The sequence below is a fragment of the Methanobrevibacter sp. TMH8 genome (assembly GCF_020148105.1).
Classification (GTDB): domain Archaea; phylum Methanobacteriota; class Methanobacteria; order Methanobacteriales; family Methanobacteriaceae; genus Methanobinarius.
Genome location: NZ_JAHLZE010000024.1, coordinates 58012 through 70158, shown reverse-complemented (window position 1 = coordinate 70158; position 12147 = coordinate 58012). Strand labels below are relative to the sequence as shown.

The following is a 12147-nucleotide window of genomic DNA, read 5'->3' as shown; positions in this document are numbered from 1 at the left end:
TAGATCTCGGAAGGGCCTACTGATGAGCAGATTTTAGAAGCAACTAATGGTGAAGGTGTGGATGCTGTTATTATAGCTGGTGGTGGGTCTGATATATTGTTAGATGCAGTTAGAGCAGCAAAAGCAGGGTCTGTAATTTCAAATATTAATTATTTTGGAAGTGGGGAAACTTTACCTATCTGTCGTGAAGGATGGGGATTCGGTATGGCTGATAAAGACTTTGCTACAGGTTTATGTCCTGGTGGAAGAGTAAGAATGGAAAGATTAGCTGATATCGTGACTCACAATCGTATGGATCCTGGACTTATGGCAACACATGTTTTCCATGGATTTGACAAAATAGAAGAAGCACTACTCTTAATGAAAGAAAAACCAAGAGACCTAATCAAACCAGTAGTCATAATCGACGAAAACCTATAAAATTTAATAAAAATGGGTTTTTGTTTAATTAGGAGGATTTTTCATGAAAATATCAGTATTAGGCGGAACTGGAGATCAAGGGCTAGGAATTGTAATTCGTTTTATACAAGCAGGTGAAAATGTAATTATTGGTTCAAGAAAAGCTGAGAAAGCTCAAGCTGCTGTTGAAAAGGTTAAAGAGTTACTTGAAAAAGATGATATTCCAAATTTATCAGGTATGTCAAATGAAGATGCTGCAGATAAAGGTGAAATATTAATACTAACTGTTCCATTAGCTGCTCAAATGGGAACTTTAAAATCTGTAAAAGAATATGTCAATGGTAAAATACTAATTGATGCAACAGTACCATTAGATACAGTAATTGGTGGAGGACCTGCTCGTTACGTTGATCTATGGCAAGGATCTGCAGCTGAAAGAACAGCTGAAATATTAGATGGTGAAGATGTAAAAGTAATTTCGGCCTTTAATAACATTAGTAATTCACATTTAATGAATTTTAATGAAGAGATAGATTGTGATTGTTTAGTTTCAGGTGATGATTTAGAATCTAAAAAAATAGCCATGGATTTGATAAATAAAATACCAGGAATTAAATGTATTGATTGCGGAGCTTTAGAAAAAGCAAGAATAGTTGAAAAAATTACTCCATTATTAATTGGACTTAATATTAAATATAGGTCTCATTATGGAGGAATTAGAATTACAGGATTGAAATTAGATTAATAATTTAAAAAATAAATATAAACAAATAATGAATTTATTATTTGTTTATTATTAATCTTTTTATATTCAAAAAATTCTTTAATTTATTTACTTTATTTAATTTTTTATTTAATTATTTTATTTTATTTTATTTTTTTATTTTATTTATCTTATTTTTTTTATTTTATTTGCTTTATTTAATTTTGGATTTTTTAAATATATATTGTGGAAAAAGTTATTTTTATAAAGTTAAAAAGCTAATATAAGAATTAAAAACTCAATTAATGGAAATTAGTAAATAGATTTTTAATTATTATAATAAGAATGGGGAAATCATGAAAGTTATAGGGATTAACGGGAGTCCAAGAAAAAATTGGAATACTGGAACTTTATTAAATAAAGTTCTTGATGGTGTAAAATCAATTGGTGGAGAAACAGAGTTAATAAATCTTTATAAATTGAAATATGGTGGATGTATAAGTTGTTTTCATTGTAAAAAGAAGGATGAAAAACATGGAATATGTGCAATAAATGATGATTTAAGTCCAGTTCTTGAGAAGTTGAAGGATGCTGATTCAATTGCTTTTGCATCACCTGTTTATTTCATGAATATAAGTTCAGGTTTAAGTGCTTTTTTAGAGCGCTTTTTATTTTCTAACATGATTTATAGTAATGAAATCCCGACTGTTTTTCCAAAAACAATTTCATCTGCTTTTATTTATACAATGAATATAACAGAAAATCAAATGAGAGAAATTGGACTTGAAAAAAATTTAAAAGCATATCAACATTATATTTATAAGATACTTGGAATGAAGCCTGAATTATTATATGCATATAACACTTATCAATTTTCTGATTATAATAAATATGAAAGCTCAATATTTTCAAAAGAAGATAAAGCTAAATATAAAGAAGAACAATTTCCTATTGATTGTAAAAAAGCTTTTGACATTGGAATAAATCTTTTAAAATAAATCTTTTAAAATCAAAATAAGAATTAAATTAAAAATAATAAAAACAATTAATAAAAACATCTTAAAAATAATAAACAGATTCTAGGGATTTGAACCCTTTTTTAGAATTGTAAATTTATCTTTGTTAAAATAATATACTTTTAATTTTTTTAAAAGGCATTTGTTAGATATATCCTTGTAGAACATTACCAAATTGCCAACCGATAATACCAAAAATTATTGCCCTTGTTAATCCTCCAAGAAATGTAATTATTATATATTTTTTTAAATCATATCTTATTACTCCACAAAATGCACTTAGGATTATGCTGGGAATTATGGGGGTTGCTCTTATTAAATAAAGAATTACATCATCTCGTCTTCTATTTTCAAACTTTTTCTCCATTTCCTCTATATCTTCCCATCTTAAAGATATATATTTTCCCCATTTAGTTATAAATGGTTTTCCCATATAGAAACAAGGTATATATGTTATTATGGCTCCAATAGTCATTCCTAATGATACAGGAATAGCTATAATAAATAGAAGATTTAGTGTAGAATTAAGTGTAATAGCTTGACCTTTAAGTAAAATAAGGCTACTTCCTAAAATGATTGCTGTGGAAGGTATTGGGATAAATTCCTTAACTACTCCTCCAATAAATAATCCAATAGCTCCATAACTAATAATTATGGATTGTATTTGGATTATAATTTGTTCTAGCATAAGTTCAACTTTTTATATTTTTAATTCATTTTATAGAAGTTTATTCGAATAGAAAGAATAATATTGGGGTTTTTTTAATAATATGTCCAATATATCCCTATAATTCTAATCGAAACATTCTTCAATTTATAGTCTTTTTTAATATATTCCTTATACTTTATATCAATTATACTTTATATCAGTTATAATTTATATCAGTTATAGTTTGTATCAATTTTATAATAGTTTAATATATAATCTTTTTAGCTATTTTTTGATGCTTTAGTATTTTTTTTAATTATTATTTTTATAAATTATATTAATAATCTTTAATATTAATAATAAATAATATTATAATATTTATAATATTGATAAAAAATTACATAATTAATAATATAATGCTATTATATTAATCCTATAATAAAGATATCATAAAATATGAACGAGGGAAAATTCGATGTTAAATAAAATTATACAAACAAGCAAGTTTATCTTATATGATCTTATTTTTATTGTTATATATGGGGTTATTTTGTATTTTGTATTTACGTGGTTAGCGGGGTATTCTCTTCTATATGCATATCTAGGGAATATTGGACTAATTCTTTTAGTTATAGCTGTAGATGAATACATTATAAAAATACTTCAATCAGAAGATGCTGTATCGAGATTAATTAAAGAAAATGATAAAGAAATAGATTATAGTTCTATTCAAGGATTGATGAACAATGCTATTTCCTTTAAAACAGAATTATACTTATTTTATGTTTTTATTTTAATCTTCTCACAAATAATTGAGTTTAGTCCTACATTAGTAAGTACTAATCTAAGTAAATTTATTCTTGCAAACAGCTACAGTATACTGCTCTTAATTGCATTTGATAGGATTGTACAAAATTTTTCAAATGATAGGAAAAGAATGAATAAAATGTCAGCAAATTTCAATAAATCATTAAGTCAAAGTAAAGATTAAAAAATATTTTTTATTCTTCAAAATATAAGTGCTTTATAAATATCTATTATTTTTTATTATTTTTTTTAACCTTTATCATATATTTATAGATAAATTATATATATTAGTATTACTAAATATAAACATAAAAAAAAGGGATATGATGTTTAATAAGATAAATTAATAGTAAAATATAAGAAATTGTGATGATGGGGGTGAAATAAACTTCATTAAAATGTTTTGATGATTTTCAGGATTATTAAATAATATTATTAAATAATATTTTTCAATGAATTTTAAAATTATTTTAGGACAATAAGAAAAATAATGATATAAATGTTTTATTTTTAAATTAATTGTTAATAATTTTATATTTGAAAAATAAACTTAACTTATGATTATTTAAAAAGAATCCAAATGATTGAATATTGATATTAAGAATAATAATATTTTTTCATTGACGTCATTGTTTTGGGCGTATTATTGACAATTTTTTAAGAAATATAACATTATATATGTAATATTATATGTGTAATGTTGTTAGTATGTATTAAATATAAACAGTTGGGGTAAAAAAATGTGTACAAGTATTTTTATTGAAATTGAGAATAATAATCATTTTTTAGCAAGAACCATGGATTTTTCTTTTCCTTTAGAAGGTAATCCTGTTTTTTTACCAAGAGATTATAGTTGGCATGTCTTGGATGGAAAAGAAATGACAAATAAATATGCAATGCTTGGAACTGGTCGAGGAATCGCTGGAAATTATATATTTACAGATGGAATAAATGAACATGGACTTGCTATTGCAGAACTTTATTTACCAGGTGAAGTAAAATATAATAAAAATAAAATTAAGGGAAAAAATAACTTAGCTCCATGGGAATTTTTGAATTGGGTTTTAGGAAATTATAAATCAATTAAGGATTTAGAAAAGGATTTAAAAAATATTCGATTAACAGATAAAGAATTGCCTATTTTAAATAAATCAATACCTTTGCATTTTATATTGGCTGATATAACTGGTCGTGTAGCAGTAATTGAACCTACTACTACTGAATTAAAGCTAAAAAAGAATCCTGTTGCTGTTTTGACTAATACTCCTGATTTAGAGTGGCATACCCAGAATCTTAGGAATTATCTTCATGTTCACCCTAAACAATTTTCTTCAAAAAAATATGGTGAATTTACTGCAAAACCTTTTTCTCAAGGAACTGGAACAGCAGGTCTTCCTGGAGGATTTACTCCTGATCAACGTTTTGTTCGTGCAGCATTCTTTAAAGAATATATTAATAAATCTATGAATGAAGAAGAAGGAGTTACAAATATATGGCATATTTTAAACACGGTCCGTATACCAAAAGGTTTGGTCATTGAAGATTCTGGAGGTGAAGATTACACCCAATATCTAGCTGCAATGTGTTTAGAAACTAAATCTTTCTATTTCACTTCCTATGAAAATAATCAAATCACGAAAGCTGAATTAACAGATGAATTGATAGAAAATGGTGAAATTGCTATATTTGAAGTTCCAAAAAACCAATCTTTTTATAATCCTAAAGGAACATTTGTTCATAATGATGCAATTACTACACTGAAAGAAGTTATTGAGCTTTTAGATGATATTAAAAATACTAAAAAAGGTCAAATTAAAGTCAAAAATAAAGATATTTTAAAAAATGTTGATGGTAAATTTTTAAATGAGAATATTTCAGATATAAAAGATTTTTTAGATATCATTGAAGAAAATAAAAATCAATTACATAAAATGGAAAATGAAAAGTAAATAATATAATTTAAATTTTTTTCCATATTTTTACCTTATTTTTAACCTATCTCTCTATTTTTACCATTTTTTATTTTTAATTTATTTTTACCTTTACCTAATTTTTGAATTATTTTTTCAAATTTTTATGGTTTTATAAAATTTTAAATTTTACTCTTTATATAAATCATTATTCTTATCATAAAGTCATAAATTTTAAAATATAACTATTTTTTCATTACAAAAATAAAAGAGATCCAAGAAATGGTATTAGATCAAATAGTAAATGTATTAAATAGGATACAAAAATGTTTTTTGTTTTTAAATATCCAAACATTGTGAATATTGATCCAAATCCTATAACAATTATTGAGTAGATTAAATTGTTATAAGTAGGTAAATGCATAATTCCAAATATTATTAAGGCCAAAACAGTTGAAATAACTATACTTATCTTTCTATTATCAGTGATTTTATAAAAAATTGTTAAAAATATTAAAAAAGGTATGATTTTTAATAATTCTTCACCAAAAATTTGTAAAGGAAACTTTATCCAAAATATAATATTATCTAAATTTCCAATAGCAGGATTTGTTTGTCCATGAATATTAAACACAGACTTCATTATAAATGCAATTGCTATTGAAAAAATAAGTTCTAAAACTATTAAAGTTATTATTAGTTTAAAATCATTTCTTTGAAATTTTTTACATATTAAATCATATTTCCAACTAACTGCAATACCAAAACCAATAAAGGGAATTAAGAAATATAATAAATTTTTAAAATCCACTCCAAATGTAGAAGGTATGAGAATTAATACCATAGTTATTATAAAAGAAATGCCTAATATAATCCATTTTCCAATATTCAACTTAGGATTATTCCTATAAAAAGGAAAATCCAATCCTTCTCTTTCAAATTTAAAAAAATCTAATTTATCTATACCTGTCATTTAATCCCCCTATTGAATATTTTCTGTTATAATAAATAAATATTACTAATATTACTTATTTATAATATTTATAATATTATATTTTTAGATGATTTTTACTTTGACTATATTTATTAAATATATAATAATATAATTAATAGATAATGATAATGAATACTAAAATATGTTAATATATAATTATAAATTATAATATAACAGATTAATTTAATAATTGATGATTAATATGCCAAAAAATGATAATGAAGAATCAATAGATATAAAACGTTGTGAATGGAGTAAATCAGACCCTCTTTACATTAAATATCATGATGAAGAATGGGGGAAAGAAGTTACAGACGACCGGACGTTGTTCGAATTTTTAGTGTTAGAAAGTGCACAGGCAGGTTTAAGCTGGTTAACAATCCTTAAAAGAAGGGATGCTTATCGAAATGCTTTTTTAGATTTTAATGTCGAAAAAGTCGCTAATATGACTGAAGCGGATGTGGAATATTTGGTAACAGATAGTGGAATTATTCGCCACAGAGGAAAGATAGAAGCTACAATCACCAATGCTCAGCACTTTTTAGAAATACAAAAAGAATTTGGTAACTTTCGTAATTATTTGAAAACCTTTTTACCAGAAGGAAAACCAATTGTAAATCATTGGAAAACTATGAATGAAATTCCAACTTCAACACCTTTATCTGAAACTATAAGTAAAGATATGAAAAAACGAGGATTCAAATTTTTTGGTCCAGTAATTTGTTATGCATATTTACAAGCATTAGGTTATGTAAATGACCATGTAGAGGATTGCTCCTTTAAATATCATGTTTAAAATTAAATAATGTCTAAAATTATTTTAGATTATATAATAGTAGAAATAATATTGAATTTTTAAATTAAAAATTAAAAGTTATAAAAATTAAAAGTTTAATACATTTTAGAAATTTTTTAAAAATCATTAAATTAGATTAAATTAAAATAAATAATGATAAAATAAATTAATTTATCATTTGAAAAGTTTTTAAGATTATTTTTTTCTAGCTACTAAAGTTAAACTACTTAATAATATTAATATTATAGCTATTATTGGCATTCCTGTATTTTTCATAGTAGCACTTGTTGTTGGATTGTTGTTTGTTTTATTAGTTGTATTATTAGGTTCTGGGATAGGATTAGGATTTTCTATTACAGTTAAAACATTACTACTATTTGAAGAGAGGAAAAGATTATCGCCAATAAATTCAACTTTAAATGTGAAATTTCCGGCTTTCTTTGTTGTGTATTTTAAGTATGCTATTCCTTTTGTATTAGTGATAGCATCACCAACATATTTCCCATCAACATAAAATTTTAAGGTTTTGCCTTTTAATGGTTCTCCATTATGATCAACTAACTTAGCAGACAAAATTACGTTTTTATTTTCATTGCTGGTTATTTTATCAGTGATAATTTTAGTAGGTGCTTTAAAGTTAACATTCACATTAACACTATTTTTATTATAATCACTGTTTCCAGAAAAAGTAACTTTCAAACTACCAAAATATGGTTCTGTTATAAGATATGGTATGATAGCTACTCCATCAACAAAAACAACATTGTTATAAGTCTTATTACCAATGGTTATGTTTGCAGTTGTGTTAATAGTTTCATTAAGCTTTATAGTAATGTTAACGGTTTCACCAACAGTTCCATTTGGAATTTCAGCAGAAATATTTAAATTAAACTTATTAACTAAAAAATTAGTCATATTACTGAAATTTGTATAATTCAAATGACCAACTAGACTAACGATAACTGATATGTTACCTGTGTTTATTGTTGTGTAGTTTAATGTCCATCCTCCAGTACTATTTACATTAACAAGATATGTAATACCATCAACAGTAACATTAACTTGAGTAATACCTGTATAATTAGCTAATTGCCCTGAAATAACAATATTTTCGCCGATGTGAGTATTATTAGGATTAACAACAATAGTGGAATTAGTATCCTTCTTTAATACATTGAATATTGTTGAATTAGTGAAATCAGTATAATTTGGATTTCCTGTTAAGTTCACAATAATCATTAAATTGCCAATTTGATCAGTGGTATATGTTAAAGTCCATCCTCCAGTACTATTTACATTAACAAGGTGGGTAACACCATTAACAGTAACATTAATCTGAGAAATATTAGTGTAATTAGCTAATTGGCCTGTGATAGTAATAACATCACCAATATGGGGATTATTTGGATTAATGGTAATAGTTGAGTTAGTTGTCATCATAACATAAAAATGTAGATCTGCATCTTGCATATCTAGATGAGCATATATATCCTGCATTGCAGTTCTATTAATTGTTAATTGATAAATAAATCTATCATCCCATGTGCTGTTAAAATTAAAACCATTTATAGTTCCATTAATAACAAAATAGGGCAAATATTCCACACCTGTATTATCATATGTTGTATTTAAAACTAAAAGCTTAAAAATCACTTGATCTCCAATAACGAGCCCAGTCAAACTAGTAGTATTAACAATATTTAATATATAATGATTGATTGTGTTAATATTAGTATATCCTGAAATATTATTCTGTCCCCACCAGTTATAATCAGCAGTTACATTATTGATATTTGCAAAATAAACTTTATTTGTGTAGTTTCCATTTATGCTGTTATAATTGATAGATATATCACTAATATTATTAAATATATCCCTACCTGCTATAAATCCACGAAGACTATCATATTCTGAATCTCCTTCTGCATATAAGGTACTATTAGTAAAACTAGAATTAGATATAGTTGAATATCTTCCTCCATTAAATATAGAAGAACCTCCACCATAAGCATTAGGATCATTATCATAAGCATAGGAGTAAATAGTAATATTATTACCAATAAAGTTAGAGCTCATTACATTAAAATTACTTCCATTATTGTAAATTGCACCACCATAAGCATATCCATATGAAGACATGTAACTTGCCCAAACATCAACAAATAAAGTATTATTAGTGAAATTTGTCTTATTAACTATGAAATTATTCCCCGTATTGTAAATTGCACCACCATAAGCATATGCATATGCACCAATATAACTTGATCCCTCAGCATATGCACAATTATTAGTAAATTCAGAATTATTAACAAAAAGATTATTAGCAGAATTATAGATTGCTCCACCATAAGCATATGCAGGATTACCTGAACTATTAATACTATTATTTTTAAATACACAATTATTGATAGTAGCAGTTCCAGATGTTATATAAAGAGCTCCACCATTACCATTATTAATATATCCATTAATAAATGTGATATTTTCAAATGTGATGTTTGAATTTCCTGTGATATTGAAAATCCTTCCAATCCCTCTTGCATCAATTATTACTTGGTCTGATGAACCATTACCTTTGATTAAAATATTTTTACCACTGAAATTGATACTTGTGTTTATATCACTAGTTTTATTGTAGATTCCAGGATTTAAAGTTAAGGTGTTATTTATATCAGATTCCGATCCAATTGTATCAATACCTCCATTAATACCTCCGGCCGTATCATTATTAATAACAATATCAACAGCTTGAATAGAGGATAATGAGGCAAAAAGGATTATTAGAACAGATAATGAAAAAATTATTTTTGTAAATGATTTTATATATGATTGCATTATTTTCACCCCCTTTAAAATAATTTTTATGAATAATAAATGTTTCATGTATACAAAAAGATTTTTTTTTACATGAACATGTTAATATATTTATAGTAATAATAATATTTAAAATATAATGGTTATTATAAAAACAATCAATTCAATAAATAGACATATATTTATTTATTTTTTTAATAATTCATTGTTTTATCTCTAACAATTTAAGCTAATAACTACACAAAAACTAGTATTTTAATTAATAGTTTAGTGGAAGAATAAGAAGAGCATTTTAAAAATTAGTGAATTATAAGTATTTAATCTATTATATCTTTATTATTTTTCTTGTTATCTATGAAGTAATATTTTTTAATTTTTTTAAAAATTATTTATCTAAAAATTATTTATTTATTAATCTTTTTTGTGATATGATTAATATAAAAAATTATAATTAAAAAATACCTATAATTGTATAGAATAATTATTAAATTAAGAATTTAAACAAAGGAATTTATTAATTAACCGAAAAAGGAAAAGAAGTCTTAAGATATATAGAATAAATATTTAACCATGCTTAGATAAACATTAAATTATTATTATACTTAATTATGAAATTAACTTTATTAGTTCACGAATAAATAAAAGATTAAAGAGTATTAATTAGATATTGGAGGAATAAAATGTATCAAACACATGGGACAATGGAAATTAACACAACAAAAGAAAAAATGTGGGCTATATGGACAGATATTCCAAATTGGAATCAATGGATTTCTAGTGTTGAATATTCATCTTTAGATGGAAATTTTGAAAATGGAACAAAAGGTTCAATGAAACTAGCTAATGGATCAAAATCAACATTCACAATAGCTGAATGTGTCGAAAATGAATCTTTTATATGCAGATCAAAATTTCTATTTTGTACAATGGATGCTGGTCATGAAATGAAGGAAGAAAATGGTAAAATAAAAGTAAAACTTTATGCAAAAGTTTCTGGACCATTAGCATTTATTCTTAAATATGCTGTTAAAAAAGAGGCAAAAGGACTACCAATAGCTCTTGAAAAATTAGAGGAATTATCTAAAAAATAATCTTAAATTAGATAATGTGGTCAGAGGATTTATTAAAATAAGATTTATTCTTTAAAAATCATGTTATTTTTAATAAAACATGAGTAATTTATTGACTAAATTATTTTCTAAATACGTTTGGTGGATTTTGTTTTGACATTAAAGTTCTTTCTTTTTTATATCTATCTTAAGGAGGTTGTTAATTAAATTTTTTTAGATATTATTACATTTTAGCTTGTTTTTATTTTATTAATATCTTCTTGATATATAATATAATAATCCAATTCCTATAAGTTCTATTAAGTTTTCAACAATTGGTAAAAAGCTTTCTGATGTAAAAAGAGATATTAAAGCAAATACATTTCCTATTATAAGTATTACTGTAAATAACAAGAGTCCAATCGCAAATCCAATTTTAACTTTTCTATAATTATTATAATATATTCTGAATAGACCCATTAGAATAATTATTTGTATAATAACTAAAATTATTTCTATTATTTTCTGTGCATCAATCATCTTTTTCACTCCCTATTCAATTTTCTAAGCCCTTATTAAATTTTAATTTAAGATAGTTTAATTTCTATTTAATTATTAACCATTATCAATTATTAATTAGGTGGTTTAACTAAGTATTATTCTAATTCTATAATCTATAAATTTAATCTTCTACTAATTGTATCCAAATGTTATCGAATTCACTATAATTTTTTTCCATACTATCTGAAAGCATATAAATTTTCCCATACTTCTCCCCAACACTAGTAACTACTTTATTTTCCTCTAATATATTTAAATGATGAGTAACAGTCCTATAATTGAGTTTTAAGCTTTCACTAAGGTTATTAGCATTAAAAGGTCTTTTATGCAATGCTTTTATTATTCTGCCACGGTTTAATCCACCCCTCGTGCCCATTATTAACCATAGTAAAATTTTTTTCATGTTTTTCCCCATATTGTTTATAAATTATCAAATAAGTAACAATAAA

General features: G+C 24.5%; 12 protein-coding genes. 7 read left to right on the top strand and 5 right to left on the bottom strand.

Going from position 1 to position 12147, the window contains the following annotated elements:
• Window positions 1–57 precede the first annotated feature (57 nt).
• The 3 genes from KQY27_RS05380 (at window position 58) to KQY27_RS05370 (ending at window position 2100) form a co-directional block, all read left to right on the top strand.
• Window positions 58–420: a hypothetical protein gene (locus tag KQY27_RS05380; protein WP_224425551.1), complete on the top strand. Its 363-nt coding sequence runs from the start codon at window positions 58–60 to the stop codon at window positions 418–420.
• A 43-nt stretch (window positions 421–463) separates the two neighbouring features.
• A complete protein-coding gene (gene npdG / locus KQY27_RS05375; RefSeq protein WP_224425550.1) occupies window positions 464–1144 on the top strand; it encodes an NADPH-dependent F420 reductase in 681 nt (226 codons plus the stop codon).
• 314 nt (window positions 1145–1458) lie between these two features.
• The gene (locus KQY27_RS05370) at window positions 1459–2100 is read left to right on the top strand and encodes a flavodoxin family protein (protein WP_224425549.1); all 642 of its coding nucleotides are present in this window, start codon (window positions 1459–1461) and stop codon (window positions 2098–2100) included.
• A gap of 163 nt (window positions 2101–2263) precedes the next feature.
• Here KQY27_RS05370 and KQY27_RS05365 read toward each other — a convergent pair whose 3' ends face one another.
• Window positions 2264–2806, bottom strand: coding sequence for a VTT domain-containing protein (locus tag KQY27_RS05365; protein WP_224425548.1), 543 nt, complete (start codon window positions 2804–2806; stop codon window positions 2264–2266).
• A gap of 511 nt (window positions 2807–3317) precedes the next feature.
• On the opposite strand from KQY27_RS05365, the gene KQY27_RS05360 reads away from it, so the two are divergent.
• Entirely contained in the window at window positions 3318–3758 is a 441-nt protein-coding gene (locus KQY27_RS05360) for a hypothetical protein (RefSeq protein WP_224425547.1), read from the top strand.
• 556 nt (window positions 3759–4314) lie between these two features.
• A complete protein-coding gene (locus KQY27_RS05355) occupies window positions 4315–5523 on the top strand; it encodes a choloylglycine hydrolase family protein (RefSeq protein WP_224425546.1) in 1209 nt (402 codons plus the stop codon).
• 217 nt (window positions 5524–5740) lie between these two features.
• On the opposite strand, the gene KQY27_RS05350 is transcribed toward KQY27_RS05355, so the two are convergent.
• Window positions 5741–6457, bottom strand: a complete 717-nt coding sequence (locus tag KQY27_RS05350; RefSeq protein WP_224425545.1) for a CPBP family glutamic-type intramembrane protease — start codon at window positions 6455–6457, stop codon at window positions 5741–5743.
• A gap of 223 nt (window positions 6458–6680) precedes the next feature.
• Here KQY27_RS05350 and KQY27_RS05345 point away from each other — a divergent pair, with 223 nt between their 5' ends.
• Window positions 6681–7274, top strand: a complete 594-nt coding sequence (locus tag KQY27_RS05345) for a DNA-3-methyladenine glycosylase I (RefSeq protein ID WP_224425544.1) — start codon at window positions 6681–6683, stop codon at window positions 7272–7274.
• A 195-nt stretch (window positions 7275–7469) separates the two neighbouring features.
• Here the strand turns inward: KQY27_RS05345 and KQY27_RS05340 are convergent, their stop codons facing one another.
• Entirely contained in the window at window positions 7470–10109 is a 2640-nt protein-coding gene (locus tag KQY27_RS05340; protein WP_224425543.1) for an Ig-like domain repeat protein, read from the bottom strand.
• Window positions 10110–10768: 659 nt separating this feature from the next.
• On the opposite strand from KQY27_RS05340, the gene KQY27_RS05335 reads away from it, so the two are divergent.
• Complete coding sequence (locus KQY27_RS05335; protein WP_224425542.1) at window positions 10769–11179, top strand: hypothetical protein; 411 nt, start codon at window positions 10769–10771, stop codon at window positions 11177–11179.
• Window positions 11180–11407: 228 nt separating this feature from the next.
• Here KQY27_RS05335 and KQY27_RS05330 read toward each other — a convergent pair whose 3' ends face one another.
• Window positions 11408–11677: a hypothetical protein gene (locus tag KQY27_RS05330; RefSeq protein WP_224425541.1), complete on the bottom strand. Its 270-nt coding sequence runs from the start codon at window positions 11675–11677 to the stop codon at window positions 11408–11410.
• A 142-nt stretch (window positions 11678–11819) separates the two neighbouring features.
• On the bottom strand, window positions 11820–12074 hold the full coding sequence (locus KQY27_RS05325) for a winged helix-turn-helix domain-containing protein (RefSeq protein ID WP_342765744.1): 255 nt from the start codon (window positions 12072–12074) through the stop codon (window positions 11820–11822).
• Window positions 12075–12147 lie beyond the last annotated feature (73 nt).

Excerpts from the sequence above, each read along its gene's own strand:
- KQY27_RS05355 (WP_224425546.1), top strand. The coding sequence starts at position 4,315 with ATGTGTACAAGTATTTTTATTGAAATTGAGAATAATAATCATTTTTTA.
- KQY27_RS05335 (WP_224425542.1), top strand. The coding sequence starts at position 10,769 with ATGTATCAAACACATGGGACAATGGAAATTAACACAACAAAAGAAAAA.
- KQY27_RS05365 (WP_224425548.1), bottom strand. The coding sequence starts at position 2,806 with ATGCTAGAACAAATTATAATCCAAATACAATCCATAATTATTAGTTAT.
- KQY27_RS05350 (WP_224425545.1), bottom strand. The coding sequence starts at position 6,457 with ATGACAGGTATAGATAAATTAGATTTTTTTAAATTTGAAAGAGAAGGA.
- KQY27_RS05345 (WP_224425544.1), top strand. The coding sequence starts at position 6,681 with ATGCCAAAAAATGATAATGAAGAATCAATAGATATAAAACGTTGTGAA.
- KQY27_RS05330 (WP_224425541.1), bottom strand. The coding sequence starts at position 11,677 with ATGATTGATGCACAGAAAATAATAGAAATAATTTTAGTTATTATACAA.
- KQY27_RS05325 (WP_342765744.1), bottom strand. The coding sequence starts at position 12,074 with ATGGGCACGAGGGGTGGATTAAACCGTGGCAGAATAATAAAAGCATTG.
- npdG (WP_224425550.1), top strand. The coding sequence starts at position 464 with ATGAAAATATCAGTATTAGGCGGAACTGGAGATCAAGGGCTAGGAATT.
- KQY27_RS05340 (WP_224425543.1), bottom strand. The coding sequence starts at position 10,109 with ATGCAATCATATATAAAATCATTTACAAAAATAATTTTTTCATTATCT.
- KQY27_RS05370 (WP_224425549.1), top strand. The coding sequence starts at position 1,459 with ATGAAAGTTATAGGGATTAACGGGAGTCCAAGAAAAAATTGGAATACT.